Source organism: Microbacter margulisiae, from assembly GCF_014192515.1.
Taxonomy (GTDB): Bacteria; Bacteroidota; Bacteroidia; order Bacteroidales; family Paludibacteraceae; genus Microbacter; species Microbacter margulisiae.
On sequence record NZ_JACHYB010000001.1, the window covers coordinates 851,693 to 868,202 of the forward strand.

Here is a 16,510-nt window from a genome sequence, read left to right on the forward strand (position 1 = left end):
GAGTGAATTCCATGTATCATATTTAAAATAATAACATGCAAGAAGTTAGAGCAAAAAAACACTTAGGGCAGCATTTCCTCAAAGATAAAAACATTGCAGAACGTATCGTAAATAGCTTACTTATTTCCGAGCCGACACATGTTCTGGAAGTTGGGCCAGGAACTGGGGTTTTAACGGATCATTTGATACAAAACCCATTTATTGACCTCAACGCAGTTGAGATTGATGAGGAATCAGTTAGCTATCTAAGAAAAAGATATTCTAATCTGTCTATTATTGAAGGTGATTTTCTGTCCATGAATTTAATGGATTTGTTCAATGAAGAACAATTTTCTGTCATTGGAAATTTCCCGTACAACATATCCAGTCAAATTTTTTTCAAACTCTTGCCATTAAAAGATCAGGTTCCTATGATTGTATGCATGTTACAAAAAGAGGTAGCAGAACGCCTGGCATCTCCACCTGGCAATAAATCATATGGAATTTTAAGCGTCTTATTACAAGCATACTATGAGATAGAATACTTGTTTACGGTTTCGGAGCATGTATTCACCCCCCCCCCAAAGGTTAAATCGGCTGTGATTCGGCTGAAACGAAATCAAATAATGTCGTTAAACTGTGATGAAGCTCTATTTAAAACGGTTGTAAAATTGGGTTTCAATCAAAGGCGCAAGACGCTAAGGAACGCATTAAAGCAAATGATCGGAACATTCCCATCATCGCATCCGATGCTGGATAAAAGGGCTGAACAATTGAATGTGGCAGATTTTATTGACTTAACAAACTGGATCACAAACAATAAGAAACTAATGAATTAAAATTCTAATCAACATTGTGTGACAACAACAGATGGATTTATAACTCGCCGTGGGGTGAAAACGAATGGCAAAAAATAAAAAAGATTATTTTTACACCCTATACATACGATATTTGCAATTTTCACGTTAACCAATACAAAATGATTGAATACATTAAAGGAAATATTGTTGACCTAACGCCTATTTTTGTCACTATAGAAACAGGCGGAATTGGGTATTTGTTGCATATTACACTACCAACATATGTAGCACTCGAAAGCAAAAAAGAAGCACAAGTATATGTTTATGAAGCTATTAGAGAAGATGCGTATCAACTGTTCGGATTTTTGCATAAAACTGAAAGAGAATTATTTACACGTTTGGTTTCAGTTTCTGGTGTTGGAGCCAACACTGCACGAATGATACTCTCGTCGCTTTCTGTTGATGAATTAATATCTGTGATTTTATCAGAGAACACATTGGCACTCAAAAATATAAAAGGCATTGGTATTAAAACAGCCCAACGTATCATCATTGAATTAAAAGATAAAGTTGGAAAAATTACCGAAGGAGGCTCAATAACATCCATACCAAATAGTTCAATAAAAGATGAGGCATTAACTGCTTTATTAATGTTGGGATTCAATCAAATACAGGCTCAAAAAACATTGACAAAGATTTTTACCGAAACGCCACGGTGTAGTGTCGAGGAAGCCATTCGCCTTGCATTAAAAATGTTATAAATAACTAACCTTCATTAAACCAATAGTTTATAGTGAAGAAACTTCTTTTATTGACAGCATTTGTTAGTATTCTGGCTGCAGTTGCAATCCCCCCGGCAACTATACAAAACAATTTGCCCGTTTCTTCCATAAACTCCAAAACCATTTCGTCGCAAAAATCACAAGACACAACGCTTCATTTCCCAGTTAACAACTTGGACCATAAAGATTCAAGCGATCTGCTAAAAAAATATCCTGTTGATTTAAAAACACCTCAAAATATACAAAGCACCATTGTTTACAATCCTGGGGACGAACAGTATTATTTCTTCACAAAAGTGGGAAATATGAATATTGTGTCTCCTGTTATCATGGATAGCGCTCAGTATATGAGATACTCCATGGAAAAATCAATGCAATCGTATTGGAGGCAGCTAAACGACTCAACCCGGCAAACGGAAGATCAAAAGTTTGCAAAAACCGATTTAAGGTTCAGTCTGGGACCAGCGGATAAACTATTTGGGAAAGGAGGCGTTCAATTACATATGCAGGGATCGGCCGAAGTAGGATTCGGAGTTAAAACAAATTCTGTGGATAATCCTGTCTATACGGCAAGTCAGCGAAATCCACCTCCAGTATTTGATTTTAACGAAAAAATGCAGGCAAACGTCAATGGAAAAGTTGGAGATAAACTGAATTTCAATCTTAATTACAACACAGAATCAACATTCTCCTATGATCAAAAAATGGTCAAATTGAATTATCAGGGAGACAAAGACGATTTTATTCGAAAAATAGAAGCCGGAAATGTAAGTATGCCACTTAATAGCGCCCTCATCAGCGGAAGCTCGGCTCTGTTTGGGGTCAAAGCTGAAATGCAATTTGGAAAGTTAAATGTAGTAGCAATCGCATCTCAGCAACAATCACAGACACAAACTGTAAACACGCAGGGAGGAGTCCAGACCACCAAGTTTCAATTGCGTGCTGATCAATATGATGCAAATCGACATTTTTTTCTTTCTGCTTATTTTCGTAACCACTTTGAGCAATGGATGAGCCAACTACCTTATATCACATCAGGTATCAAAATTACCCGTATTGAAGTATGGGTTACAAATAAACAAGGCAATTTTTCACAAGCTCGCAATATTTTGGCTTTTACTGATTTAGGGGAATCCACAAATCTATCTAACACTCACTGGACATTAAATTCTGCCCTACCTAATCCAGACAACGCAACAAATTCGCTCTATAAAGAAGTTTCTTCTTTAAATGGTGTACGTAACATCCAGTCTTCAATCTCAATTCTCAATACTCAATTTGGTAGTTATGGAATTACCGGTAGCCATGATTATGAAGAAGTGGAAAGCGCACGTCGTCTTGATCCTTCTGAATATACCCTTAACAGTTCCTTGGGATATATTTCATTACGGGCAAGATTAAATTCGGATGATGTTCTCGCTGTAGCTTATGAATATACACAAAATGGGAAAACTTATCAGGTAGGTGAGTTTTCAACCGATCAGGTTTCAGCACCACAGGCTTTAATAGTAAAACTCATTAAAAACACGAATCTGACACCATCAACTCCATTATGGAAGTTAATGATGAAAAATGTATATTATGTTGGTTCACAGCAAATTCAATCAGATCAGTTTAAACTCAATGTATTATATCAAAATGACTCGACCGGTACAGCTGTCAATTATATCAACGTAGGGAACATACAACATACTCCGTTGCTGCAAGTCATGAATTTAGACAAACTGAATACAAAAAACGAACCACATCCTGATGGAATATTTGATTACATTGAAGGTTATACGGTAGTTTCAAATGGAGGATATATTATTTTTCCTGAAAATGAGCCATTTGGAAGCTTTTTGACATCAAAAATTGGAAATCCGGCTATTGCACAACAGTATGTTTTTCAACAACTATACGACTCTACATTAACATCTGCGCAGGAATATAGCAAAAACAACAAGTTCATCCTAAGCGGACAATACAAAGGGACGTCAGGTTCCCAAATACAACTGAATGCCACTAATATTCCCAGAGGATCAGTCGTAGTAACGGCCGGAGGTCAGACATTAATTGAAAATCAGGATTATGTGGTTGACTACACCATGGGAACTGTTACCATTTTAAATCAAAGTCTGTTAGACTCTGGAACAAATATAAGCGTCAAACTTGAAAACCAATCTGCATTTAGCCTGCAGCGAAAAACATTATTGGGAACTCATCTTGAATATGCTTTCAGCAAAAACTTCACATTGGGTGGTACTATAATGCACCTTTCGGAAATGCCGCTAACCACAAATGTTAATTACGGAAGCGATCCGATTTCAAACACCATCTGGGGATTGAATACATCATATCACACAGAATCTCAATGGTTAACAAACTTAGCAGACAAAATTCCATTGTTGAATCTAACCAAACCTTCAACTATTAATTTTAATGCTGAATACGCACAATTAATCCCAGGACATTCCAGTTCAATCAGCAAACAAGGGGTTGTCTATATTGACGACTTTGAAGCCACACAAACCGATATTGACTTAAGTTATCCATACAGCTGGTCACTTGCCAGCACCCCATTTGACAACTCCAGTACAACTCTTTTTCCAGAAGCAGCGCTATCCAATAATGTCGATTATGGAAAAAATAGAGCGTTATTTAACTGGTTTACAATAGACCAGTCGGTATTTAACACAAATTCTTATTTAACACCTGCTTATATTCGAAACAATAAAAACCTACAATCCAACAACTTAACTAGGCCTGTGCTTGAACAGGAAATATTTCCGAACAAGCAAAATTTATATGGCACAACCTCTTACCTGCCTGTGTTGAATATTTCTTTTTATCCGACAGAACGAGGGCCTTTCAATGTTGACGCATATCCCACATCCTATAGTAAAGGTATTGATGCAGATGGAGGTTTACGGGATCCTCAATCCCGTTGGGGAGGTATCATGCGAGCTCTTCCTGTCACAAATTTTGAAACTGCCAACATTGAATATATTGATTTCTGGTTGATGGATCCATTTGTCAATGATTCTCTTAATCAAAATTCTGGAGGTGATCTTTACTTCAATTTAGGGGATGTTTCCGAAGATGTATTAAAGGCAGGATATAAATTTTTCGAAAACGGATTACCTGCCAATGGTGATACAACAGGGACTATAACAACAGTTTGGGGCAGAGTTCCTACCATACAGTCAACTGTTTTAGCTTTCGATAATAGTCAGGATGCCCTGAAATATCAGGACGTCGGATTAGACGGTTTATCCAAAGCTGATGAGTATAATTTCCCCACTTACAAATCATATCTCACGCAACTGAAATCCATACTTTCACCAGCTACCATTCAACGGTGGGAAAATGATCCTTTCTCTCCGTTTAACGATCCGGGAGGCGATCTGTATACCAGTTATCGAAGTTCATATTATGATAATGTTCAAGCCAGTATTTTAGATCGTTACAAGCGCTTCAACGGGACAGAAGGAAATTCAACTAACGATCCGAACACAAGTGTTAGTACGGCAGCCACATCTCTACCAGACACATATGATATAAACCATGATAATACACTTAATCAATCCGAGAACTATTACCAATATAAGGTTTCGCTACGTCGTCCCGATCTCAAGGTAGGCTCTGATTTTGTGGTTGATAAGATTATTTCAAATGTGATTCTGAAAAACGGGAAACATAGCAATGTCACATGGTATCATTTCCAAATACCAATTCAGGATTATCAAAAACGGATAGGCAACATATCCGATTTTTCTTCTATTCGTTTTATGCGTATGTTTTTAACTGATTTTCAAGACTCTACTTTTCTACGTTTTGGAACATTCAATTTAGTGCGTGGCGACTGGAGAAACTACACATTGCCTCTTTACAATATTCAGCAAACTCCAACAAGCAACGGACAATTAACAGTCAGTGCGGTGAATATTGAAGACGACGGGAATCGCGTTCCTGTTAATTATGTGTTACCTCCAGGAGTTACCCGTCAGGTGGATCCCAGTCAGCCTCAGGTTGTTCAAGAAAACGAACAATCACTAGCTTTGACTGTCAATAATTTAGCGCCAGGCGATGCACGGGCTGTCTATAAAAACACAAGTTATGATATGCGTAAATACAAACGTCTTCAAATGTTTACGCATGCCGAAGCGCTTCCGGATAACGCAACAAATCTACAGGATTATGAACTGACAGCGTTTATCCGTATTGGTTCCGATATGACCAACAATTATTATGAATATGATATCCCATTAAAGATAACACCTCCAGGACATTATCAACAAAGTAACACGTCAGATGTTGAAACAGTTTGGCCTAATGAAAATGACTTTGATATTGATTTATCTGTTTTGACTAATCTTAAATTACAACGAAATCGTGAATTAGGCAAAAATGGATCAGCATCTTACACGCAACCCTACTCTTACTACGATCCTAATTCCCCAAAAGACAAGGTGACCGTGCTTGGGAATCCAAGTCTGAGCGATGTAGAAACCGTTATGATCGGAATTCGAAATAATGGAAGAACCATCCAATCGGGCAATATATGGGTTGATGAATTCCGATTGACGGATTTTAACGAAAGCGGAGGTTGGGCAGGATTGGCGAATCTAAACATTGGTCTTGCCGATTTAGGAACTTTTAATTTTGCGGGTAAAGTTGTTACTGCCGGGTTTGGAGGTATAGAACAAAGCTTGATGGATCGCAGTCTCAACAATGATTATCAATATAATGCCTCGGCTATGTTACAACTGGGGAAATTCTTTCCTGCCAAAGCACATGTGAGCATTCCGTTATATCTCTCAATGTCACAAGAGCTCACACAACCCAAATACAATCCATTGGATCAGGATATTTTATTAACAGACGCTTTAAAAAATGCCACCAGTGTTGCCCAGCAAGATTCCATTAAGGCTCTATCGCAAACCTGGCACACAACAAAAAGCTTAAACATAACTAATGCAAAAATTGATATCCGAAGTAAAGAACCAAAATTATATGACCCTGCCAACTTTTCCATATCCTATCTTTACAATGAAACCTCAGATAAAGACCCAACAACACTCTATAGTTTCACAAAAAACTATCAGGCTGCATTTAACTATACCTTCAGTACTGCATCAAAACCATGGGAACCATTCAAGAAAAACAAGAAGTTAAAATCCAAATTTCTCAAATGGCTGTCTGATTTTAATCTGAATTTCACCCCATCGTTAATTGCATACAACACAGATATTTCCCGTACCTACTCCCAATCTCAGGCACGCGATTTCGACATTATAAATTCCGGAGAAACACAAAGTAAGTATGATCTACTATCATTTAGCGATTTATTTTTGTGGAATAAACACTTCGATTTTCGTTATAATCCTACGAAGGGCCTTTCGCTATCGTTCACCTCGACTACAAATTCAACAATTGACGAACCATATGTGCCGGTGGATAAAAATCTATTTCCGGATGAATATAAACAGTGGAAAGATTCAATCAAAAAGAGTTTAGAAAACCTTGGCCGCCCGATTGCTTATCAGCAAATTTTCAATGCGTCTTATCAGTTGCCATTTGATAAATTTCCTTATCTGGATTTCATCAATGGTCAGTTACAATATAATGCAAATTATAATTGGCAAACCGGAGTGACAACAACCAGCAATCTGAATGTTGGCAATGTTATCAGTAGTACTGCACAAACGCAAGGTAACGCACAGTTTAACTTTGAAATGCTTTACAATAAGATTCCCTATTTACGATCTGTGAATCAAAGGTTTTCCAGCAACATAAGGAAAATACCTTTCAAATCAAGAACATTCAAGCAAAAAATTATGCTTAAGGATAACCAACCCGTTCATCTGATTCATCGATTAAACAGTGAAAAATTTATTATTTCAGCAGTTGATAGTGTTGGCCATCCTATTCCGATTTCATACAAAAAACTGGATCCAAATAGTATTGAAATCAATCCTGTTATCAAAACAAAAACTGCAACTATTACCATAAAAACATTAGACCCTAATGATCTCAGTATAGCCCAGCAAATTGCATCATACGCCTCACGCATTTTAATGATGGTACGACAGGGAAGCGTCACATACAACTATAGTCAAAACGCAATGATTCCAGGCTTCACGGGGACAAGTAAATGGTTTGGACAATCCAACGAAATGGGATCTACAGCTCCTGGGCTTGGATTTGCATTTGGATTCTTCGATAAAAGCTTTGTACAAAAGGCCTATAAAAAAGGTTGGTTGATCAGCAATGACACAGTAGTTAATCCCGCCACCTATTCTACCACAAAAGATTTCAATGCACGTTTAAATCTCGAACCGCTACGTGGTCTGAGAATCGATCTGGGGCAACAATGGTCATCAGCTGGAGAAACTGAAACCCAATATATGTACCGGGGAATGCCGACCACATTCAGTGGCACATTACAAATGAGCTATATTGCTATTAAAACAGCTTTTCAAAGTTCAGGAAACTTTTCAAACGGATATGCATCAAAAGCATACGAACAATTCAAAAGAAATCGAGTATTAGTAGCAAACATGTTGGCAGCCCGGTATGCCGGACAAGCTTATCCGACAACAGGATTTATGGCTGGATCTGCATTAGCAGGACAGACATACAATTCAAACTACGGAGGCATTAACCTTGCTTCGCCCGATGTAATGATCCCTGCTTTTTTAGCTGCATATGGAGGACATTCTGTGAGTCAGAATAAGTTAGGTCTCTTCCCCAGTCTATTACAATCGTTACCCAACTGGCGCATCTCATATGATGGGTTGTCCAATCTTCCATTCATAGCCAAATATTTACGTAGTCTAACACTCAATCATGCTTATACCTGCCAATACACGATCGGAGCATATTCATCATATTCCAATTGGGTGGCAAATGCCAACGGCTATGGATTTGTGGAAGATGTCGAAAGTGGAAATCCTGTTCCTTCATCACCTTATGACATCACGTCCGTCATGCTGACTGAAAACTTTTCTCCTTTAATTGGTATTGATGCAACATTAAAAAACAGCATGACTGCTCATCTTGAATATAGCACACAACGCAATTTATCGCTTAATATGACCAGCGATCAAATTATGGAGTCTGCGACAAAGGCATGGGTAGTAGGGCTCGGTTATATACTCAAAAATTTCAATGTGATTCTAAACATTAAAAACAAGCAGTCGAAAGTGAGCAATGATTTAAATGTACGGTGTGACTTAGCAATCAGTAATACAAAAAGTTTACTTCGCAGCATTGATACAGACACCACACAGCCAGTTGATGGAGGCCTACTTACAACCATAAAATTGTCTGCTGATTATGTTTTGAGTTCAAGCTTAAACGTTCGGGCATTTTATGATCGTACGATGAGCAATCCATTGATCTCTAATTCATATTCAATGGCAAACTCTGACTTTGGCGTTACTTTCCGGTTTATGTTATCACGCTAACGTGATATCTAAACACACATGTATTGTCATACTGCTTAAAAAGAGAACAACCATTTCCATTAAAAAATCACAATATAGTTTCTTGCAATAAAATACACTTATCTTTGTAAAAAACATCTTTGCCGGAAGCAGCATTAATAAAAACGATGTAATCTCGTATGCTAATTTCACAAAGTATTGTCCATGAAAATATTAATATCTTCATCATATGGCAAAAATTGTTATACTCGGAGCAGGCATTGCAGGACATACAGCCGCAGCTTATTTACATCATAAACTCAACAAATCACATCAGATTACAGTCGTAAGTCCTTCTGCATACTATCAGTGGATTCCTTCCAATATTTGGGTTGGCGTCGGAAAAATGCAGATGGAACAGGTGCGTTTCAATCTTAACCCACTATACGATCGCTGGCACATCGATTTCCGGCAGGCAAAAGCAACGGCAATATATCCGGAGGGATATCTCCAACAAGCCGATCCATCAATTCTTATCGAATATACGAGCGGTGACAAGCAAGGGCAAACCGACATAATCAGCTATGACTACCTGATTAATGCCACTGGACCAAAACTAAACTTTGAAGCGACAGAAGGTCTTGGCCCAAAACAATATACATATTCCGTCTGTTCCGTTGATCACGCCACTTCCACATGGGAGGCATTACAAAATGTTATGGCACGCATGGAAAAGGGCGAAAAAATGAAACTCGTCATTGGCACAGGCCATCCTGCTGCAACTTGTCAGGGAGCAGCTTTTGAATATGCACTCAATGTTGCCTACGAAATTAATAAACGGGGATTATCCAGGTTTGCAGAAATCACATGGTTGACTAATGAGTATGAGTTAGGCGATTTTGGAATGGGAGGAGCATTTATCCGTCGGAACGGATATATTACTTCTGCAAAAGTTTTCAGTGAATCCATTCTTGCCGAATATGGCATTCGATGGATCACGCGAGCCGGAGTCAAAAAAATTGAGCCCAATGTAATTCATTATGAGACGTTGGACGGCTCATTTCATACCCTGGACTTTGATTTTGCCATGCTCATTCCTTCTTTTAGCGGAGCTGGCATCAACGCATATAATCCGGTAGGAGAGCTGATCACCGATAAACTTTTTGCTCCGAGCGGGTTTATGAAAGTAGACGCAGATTATTCAGGAAAACCTTTCGAAGATTGGTCAGTTAACGATTGGCCTTCTACGTATCAAAATCCTGTATATCACAATATTTTTGCTGCAGGGATAGCCTTTGCTCCTCCACATCAAATTTCTAAACCATTTAAGTCAACCAATGGAACAATCATTACACCAGCGCCTCCCCGTACTGGCATGCCTTCCGGAGTAATTGGAAAAATCGTAGCACAAAACCTGGTTGACATTATTCAAACAGGGGAAGAATCCTTTAAGCATAAAGCTTCCATGGGCAAAATGGGGGCGGCATGTATTATTTCAGCAGGATTTCATCTGTTGAAGGGGAATGCTGCAACATTAACTGTATATCCGATTGTTCCCGATTGGGAAAAATATCCCCAATGGGGACGCAATATCAATTACACTGTTGGCAAAGCCGGTTTGGCTGGGCACTGGATAAAGCTTTTCATGCACTATATGTTCCTTTACAAAGCCAAGGGCAAACCATTTTGGTGGATGCTCCCCGAGTAATTATAAACAGTTTAAAAACAATAAACCTATGGCAAAAAATATTGTAAGAGGCTATTATGATGAAGCCTATCCACCTATTCCCACCAAAACAACGATGCACGTGCGTCGGAACGTTTTCTGGCAGGCTATTCAATTTGTAGTCTTAAATATCAAAATCTTACGTATCGTAGCAGGAGGTCATTCGTAACCGAAGAGCAAACGTTACGACTCAGTTCAAAAATTAATCAAATAATGTTGGGCTGTCTTTGTCCAATTGTTGCAGAATAGATCGCATGAGCGTTTCCCTCATGAAGCGCGAAGTATTATTAATTCTATACTTTGCCACATAGTGGTTGAGCATTTTAAATTCCTCATCATTCAACAAAAAGCTCATTCGATGTGTTCGTCTCATAGTTAGATGAGTAGAAGTATTTTTCTTGAGAGGTTTCGATTTATGTGCCATATTGCGGAATTAATGTGCATCATGCTCTACTTCAATCCCGACAATCTCAAACCCTTTTTGCACTTCTTTTACTGCAAAAATAATGCCCGTTAATAAAAACGCCAGCCCAACAATAAACAATACAAGAGAAATTGAAGAAAGGACAACGGTTTCTCCAAAAACAAATTGCACGCCAATACTTAAGCAGGTTGCTATAAAAAAGCCTACTGCGGTAGAATATGAAACAACTGCATTGCGCACCAGATGAATGCGATTATAAAGCTTATCGATCTGCATGCGAATATTCTCCAGACGCGTAGCCTGCTTTTCAGGTAAGGGTTCTTTATCACTCTTTATCATCAAAGAACGCAACTCTTCATTTAGCGTCCGGATTCTGTTAACTACCAGCGAATACTTATTATTCATCCCCAATAAAAACAGGCCGCATGCCGAAATAAGAATTCCGGGAGCTAACATGGCTTCTATAATCTGAACAGTCTGCATAATCAATGGTTTCAACAAATTAAATATCCATCTGATGTCTCCGTACCGTGATTTGTATGCTGTCATCCAGCGGTTTGTCATGTACCAGAATCATATAACCTCCACCACCTGCACCGGCTAATTTTTGTCCCAGCGTTATGGGTTTATATTCTTCAACTATTGCCTTTACATTTTGAGGCAACATAGCCGGAAATAGTTTTACCTGAGCTTCAAACGAACGGTTGAAATAATATGCGAATCTTTCCAAATCTTTTTTGATAATTGCATTCCAGCATCCTTCGGCGGCGTCTGTCAAGGCTTTGACATTTTCTTTATTAATATAGGTCTCTTTTAATAGATTCAAACCCTGAGGACGCGGCCAAAGAAGCTTAAGCGATATATGCTGTTCGAGCCAATCAAGTACCGAGTCGTCTATACATGATTCTATCTTTTCCGGCCAATAGTCATTGTTGTAATAATGACGTACCAAGCCTGGCATACAAATCCCGATGGCATCCTGTGCACCGGAAACTTCTTCCCGCCCCGGTTCGTTCTCATACCGAAATGCCAATTGTGCTAATTTTTCCGGATGCATTGCAGGTAATGCATAAGGCCATAGCTTTTTCAATGCATTGCGCGTCGAAGTACTCATCCCACAACGCTCATTAAATTCAATCGTGGGTTCCAGGGACAAAGTAATAGCCCAGCCGGGATGAACTTTAGAAACATAAGGCTGGTCTATCCATGTACCCGCTAAATCAATTCTATAAGGAAGATTACTGGCATTGGAATTTCGAATAGAGGTAGTGCTTCTAGTTGGCAAATTTAAATCGGGAATCCGCTTCAAAATTACGTACTCTATGTTATACTGCTTGCACAAAGATTCTTTTTGAGGAGAATGTCCATCTTCATTAACTACAAAAACGTCAGGACGAAACGTTTGCAGTTCGTTCACAAAATCCATAATGCCAGATCCCGAATTAATCCAGGCATCTGTTACATAACGGATTGATTTTACCATATAAAGACGTTCCAGCTCACTATTGATGGTCTCTCTACCTTTAAGTTCGCGAATGGTGTGATCTGAGCCGATACCTACGTAAAGATTTCCCAAAGAGGAAGCTTCTTTAAAGAACGCCACATGTCCACTATGCAATAGATCAAAACAACCCGTTACGAAAACTTTCTTTGGCATTAGCTTTAATTTTTAGAACATCACATGAACCTCTGCATTAAAGATCTTTCCCATGACAGTTTTTGTATTTCTTTCCGCTACCGCATGGACATGGATCGTTGCGCCCGATTTTTTTCTCCACATGAATCGGTTGCTGGCGTTGTTGTTCGCGGGTATCTTGTTGTGTTGGATCTTCCGAATTTCCAATATTATCTTTACGAGTTTTGTAGTGACTGTAATCTGATCGTTTTTCCTGTGATGCCTGTTGCAATTGTTCCGGTTCTCGCGTAGGAATTTGTCCACGCATTAAAATAGATGTAATGCGACGATTAATACGATCGATCATATCTTTGAAAATGGTAAACGATTCCAGCTTATAGACAAGCAATGGATCCTTTTGCTCGTAGCTTGCATTCTGAACTGATTCACGCAGATCATCCATTTCGCGCAGATGTTCCTTCCATTCGTCATCTATAGTCAACAATACGATAGCCTTTTCAAATGCCTTAACGACTTCTTTTCCTTCCGTTTTGTATGCATCTTCAAGATTAACAGGTATGTTATACATCCGTTGACCATCAGAAAGCGGAATAAGAATATTTTGATACGTTTGGTTTGGCGTTTCAAAAACCTGTTTGATGACAGGATAAGCAATCCCTGCCAGTTTGTCCATTTTACGCTTAAAAGTCTCGAGAGCTTTACTATATAAAATTTCGACAACATCACGCTGACGCATTGAACGGAACTCTTGTTCGTCAAAAGGCAGCTCCATGGCAAACAAAGACATCACTTCGCCTTGCAAACCTTCATAATCGAGCATGGAATGTGTTTGCTCAACAACAGAATAAACGGTTTCACTAACAATGGTCAGAATATCCATTTCAATCCGTTCTCCGTTCAAGGCGTGGTTACGTCGCTTGTAGATCACCGTCCGTTGGGCATTCATGACATCGTCATACTCCAGCAATTGTTTCCGGATGCCGAAATTGTTTTCTTCAACCTTCATCTGGGCTTTCTCAATGGATCTGGAAATCATGCCATGCTCAATCATTTCTCCTTCTTTGAATCCCAACCGATCCATAATGCCCGTAATACGTTCCGAACCGAACAAGCGCATCAAATCATCTTCAAGTGATACATAAAACACAGACGATCCCGGATCACCCTGACGGCCAGCACGACCACGTAACTGACGGTCAACGCGACGGCTTTCATGTCTTTCCGTACCAACAATAGCTAATCCACCAGCTTCTCTCACTTCCTGCGAGAGTTTTATATCTGTTCCACGACCAGCCATATTGGTAGCAATCGTTACTACCCCTCGTTGTCCAGCTTGAGCAACAATTTCGGCTTCACGTTGGTTTTGTTTTGCATTTAATACGTTATGCGTAATTTTACGCCCGGTTAACATCCGGCTAAGCAATTCTGAAATCTCTACGGATGTTGTTCCAACCAATACAGGACGCCCCGCATTGATCAAGCTATTTACTTCCTCAATAACAGCTGCATATTTTTCACGTTTCGTTTTGTAAACACGATCATTCTGATCGAGACGTAAAATAGAACGATTGGTTGGAATAACCATCACATCCAGTTTATAAATATCCCACAACTCACCAGCTTCCGTTTCAGCCGTACCCGTCATGCCAGCCAGTTTATGATACATACGGAAGTAATTTTGCAGCGTGATAGTAGCAAAAGTCTGTGTAGCTGCTTCCACTTTTACCCGTTCCTTAGCTTCCAATGCCTGATGCAATCCATCTGAATAACGCCTGCCTTCCATTACACGTCCGGTCTGTTCATCCACGATTTTCACCTGTCCATTGATAACTACATATTCATCATCCCGTTCAAAAAGTGTATAGGCTTTCAGTAATTGGTGGATGGTGTGCACCCGTTCCTGTTTGATGGAGTAATCGGCAATCAATTCATCTTTATGCATCTGTTTTTCTTCTGCCGAAAGATGTTGCCGTTCAAGTTCAGCCATTTGTTCGCCGATGTTCGGCAAAACAAAGAAATGTGGATCGTCGGTATTTCCCGTAATCAGGTCAATTCCCTTATCCGTCAGCTCCACGCTGTTGTTTCGTTCATCAATGACAAAATATAACGGATCGGTTACTTTATACATTTCACGGTTATTATCCTGCATATAGTAGGTTTCCGTTTTTTGCATATCGGCCTTGATGCCTTGTTCGCTTAAGAATTTGATTAAAGCTTTATTTTTAGGCAACCCCTTGTGAGCACGAAACAACAACAAAGAACCTTCCTGGCGTTGCTTGTCATTATTCGATTTCATCAGATTACGCGAGTCAGCTAAAAGTTTATTGATCATAGCACGCTGTGCCTCATACAAACGCTCTACCTTAGGAAGCAATTCTTCAAACAATTGATCATCTCCCTTGGGTACCGGACCCGAAATAATCAAAGGGGTACGTGCATCATCAATCAACACAGAATCGACCTCATCGACAATGGCATAATGATGTTCCCTTTGTACAACGTCCAGCAGGCTATTGGCCATGTTGTCACGCAAGTAATCAAAACCGAACTCGTTATTGGTTCCAAACGTGATATCAGCCTGATAAGCAGTTCTCCGCGGATCTGAGTTTGGATCATGTTTATCGATACAATCTACAGTCAAACCCTGGTACATGTAAAGCGGCCCCATCCATTCCGAGTCACGTTTTGCCAGATAATCGTTCACCGTCACCACATGTACTCCGCGACCGGCTAAAGCATTCAAAAAGACAGGCAATGTTGCAACCAAGGTCTTCCCTTCCCCGGTAGCCATTTCAGCAATTTTCCCTTTATGCAATGCAACGCCGCCGACTAACTGGACATCGTAATGCACCATGTCCCATTTCACCGTATTTCCTCCGGCAACCCAGGTATTGGAATAAATAGCCTTATCTCCTTCAATGCGTACAAAATCCGTTTTTGTAGCCAGCAAACGATCTGCATCAGTAGCCGTCACTTCAATGGTATCATTTTCATAAAAACGACGGGCTGTATCTTTCATTATCGCAAAAGCCTCCGGCAAAACTTTATCCAAAATCTCTTCATATTTGTCCAGAACTTTCTTTTCCAGTTTATCGATTTCGTCGTAAATCTTATCCCGTTTTTCGAGCGATTCGCTTTCAATGGTCGCTTTCAGCTCAGCAATCCGATTATTTTCTTCAGCCACGTAGGTCTGAATCTCTTCTCTTATGGCTTGTGTACGACGCCGTACTTCATCATTGGATAATTTTGAAATGACTTCGTATGCCTCTTTTACTTTTTCAACAACCGGCAATATTTCACGCAAATCCCGTTGCGATTTATTGCCAAACATTTTACTTAAAAACTCATTAAACCCCATGATGAACAGTTATGTTAGAATATTTTTTCAGAAAAGAAAAGCCACACACGAAACGATATTGGTTAAACCACTGACGTGAGGACAATTATTAGGTCTCTATTTTTCTTTATTTTGCTGGCAAAGATACACTTTTTCGGTGAGGAATCGGCATATTTTCAAGAAAGTGCATTCACCTTCTTCTCTGTTTCAGAGATAGGCTAAATCAGGAAAATAAAGCGGATTGTCTTGTAGAAGTTGTATTATCCGAGTTAGCATATTGTGGAGAAGAACATCTTTTTGTAAATAACAATGGACTCTAAAAGTGTATTTAGTCATCTCGACTAATCCCGCTTAATAGATGTTTTCGTAAAGCATCATCTGGCGGCAATAATAACTGTTTGCAACAGTTTAAAGTTT

Annotated in this window: 9 protein-coding genes; 5 read left to right on the forward strand and 4 right to left on the reverse strand. The window is 39.3% G+C overall.

Going from position 1 to position 16,510, the window contains the following annotated elements; genetic code table 11:
* Nucleotides 1-35 precede the first annotated feature (35 nt).
* From rsmA to FHX64_RS03580, 5 genes are all read left to right on the forward strand, one after another.
* Nucleotides 36-818 (forward strand): 16S rRNA (adenine(1518)-N(6)/adenine(1519)-N(6))-dimethyltransferase RsmA, encoded by a 783-nt coding sequence (gene rsmA, locus FHX64_RS03560; protein WP_183412457.1) that lies wholly within the window; start codon nucleotides 36-38, stop codon nucleotides 816-818.
* A gap of 140 nt (nucleotides 819-958) precedes the next feature.
* Entirely contained in the window at nucleotides 959-1,540 is a 582-nt protein-coding gene (gene ruvA / locus FHX64_RS03565) for a Holliday junction branch migration protein RuvA (protein WP_183412458.1), read from the forward strand.
* 32 nt (nucleotides 1,541-1,572) lie between these two features.
* On the forward strand, nucleotides 1,573-9,012 hold the full coding sequence (gene sov / locus FHX64_RS03570; protein WP_183412459.1) for a T9SS outer membrane translocon Sov/SprA: 7,440 nt from the start codon (nucleotides 1,573-1,575) through the stop codon (nucleotides 9,010-9,012).
* Between the two features lie 208 nt (nucleotides 9,013-9,220).
* Nucleotides 9,221-10,678 carry an NAD(P)/FAD-dependent oxidoreductase gene (locus FHX64_RS03575; RefSeq protein WP_183412460.1) on the forward strand — a complete coding sequence of 486 codons (1,458 nt, stop codon included), beginning with the start codon at nucleotides 9,221-9,223 and terminating at the stop codon, nucleotides 10,676-10,678.
* A 28-nt stretch (nucleotides 10,679-10,706) separates the two neighbouring features.
* Nucleotides 10,707-10,865: a hypothetical protein gene (locus FHX64_RS03580; RefSeq protein ID WP_183412461.1), complete on the forward strand. Its 159-nt coding sequence runs from the start codon at nucleotides 10,707-10,709 to the stop codon at nucleotides 10,863-10,865.
* Between the two features lie 33 nt (nucleotides 10,866-10,898).
* On the opposite strand, the gene FHX64_RS03585 is transcribed toward FHX64_RS03580, so the two are convergent.
* The 4 genes from FHX64_RS03585 to secA are packed head-to-tail and all read right to left on the reverse strand — an operon-like array spanning nucleotide 10,899 to nucleotide 16,114.
* Entirely contained in the window at nucleotides 10,899-11,069 is a 171-nt protein-coding gene (locus tag FHX64_RS03585; protein WP_183412462.1) for a hypothetical protein, read from the reverse strand.
* 60 nt (nucleotides 11,070-11,129) lie between these two features.
* Complete coding sequence (locus FHX64_RS03590) at nucleotides 11,130-11,603, reverse strand: DUF2721 domain-containing protein (protein ID WP_221202137.1); 474 nt, start codon at nucleotides 11,601-11,603, stop codon at nucleotides 11,130-11,132.
* 19 nt (nucleotides 11,604-11,622) lie between these two features.
* Nucleotides 11,623-12,777 carry an FAD synthase family protein gene (locus FHX64_RS03595; RefSeq protein ID WP_183412463.1) on the reverse strand — a complete coding sequence of 385 codons (1,155 nt, stop codon included), beginning with the start codon at nucleotides 12,775-12,777 and terminating at the stop codon, nucleotides 11,623-11,625.
* A gap of 37 nt (nucleotides 12,778-12,814) precedes the next feature.
* Complete coding sequence (gene secA, locus FHX64_RS03600) at nucleotides 12,815-16,114, reverse strand: preprotein translocase subunit SecA (protein WP_183412464.1); 3,300 nt, start codon at nucleotides 16,112-16,114, stop codon at nucleotides 12,815-12,817.
* Between the last annotated feature and the right edge of the window lie 396 nt (nucleotides 16,115-16,510).

Excerpts from the sequence above, each read along its gene's own strand:
- FHX64_RS03595 (WP_183412463.1), bottom strand. The coding sequence starts at position 12,777 with ATGCCAAAGAAAGTTTTCGTAACGGGTTGTTTTGATCTATTGCATAGT.
- secA (WP_183412464.1), bottom strand. The coding sequence starts at position 16,114 with ATGGGGTTTAATGAGTTTTTAAGTAAAATGTTTGGCAATAAATCGCAA.
- FHX64_RS03590 (WP_221202137.1), bottom strand. The coding sequence starts at position 11,603 with ATGCAGACTGTTCAGATTATAGAAGCCATGTTAGCTCCCGGAATTCTT.
- ruvA (WP_183412458.1), top strand. The coding sequence starts at position 959 with ATGATTGAATACATTAAAGGAAATATTGTTGACCTAACGCCTATTTTT.
- FHX64_RS03580 (WP_183412461.1), top strand. The coding sequence starts at position 10,707 with ATGGCAAAAAATATTGTAAGAGGCTATTATGATGAAGCCTATCCACCT.
- FHX64_RS03575 (WP_183412460.1), top strand. The coding sequence starts at position 9,221 with ATGGCAAAAATTGTTATACTCGGAGCAGGCATTGCAGGACATACAGCC.
- rsmA (WP_183412457.1), top strand. The coding sequence starts at position 36 with ATGCAAGAAGTTAGAGCAAAAAAACACTTAGGGCAGCATTTCCTCAAA.
- FHX64_RS03585 (WP_183412462.1), bottom strand. The coding sequence starts at position 11,069 with ATGAGACGAACACATCGAATGAGCTTTTTGTTGAATGATGAGGAATTT.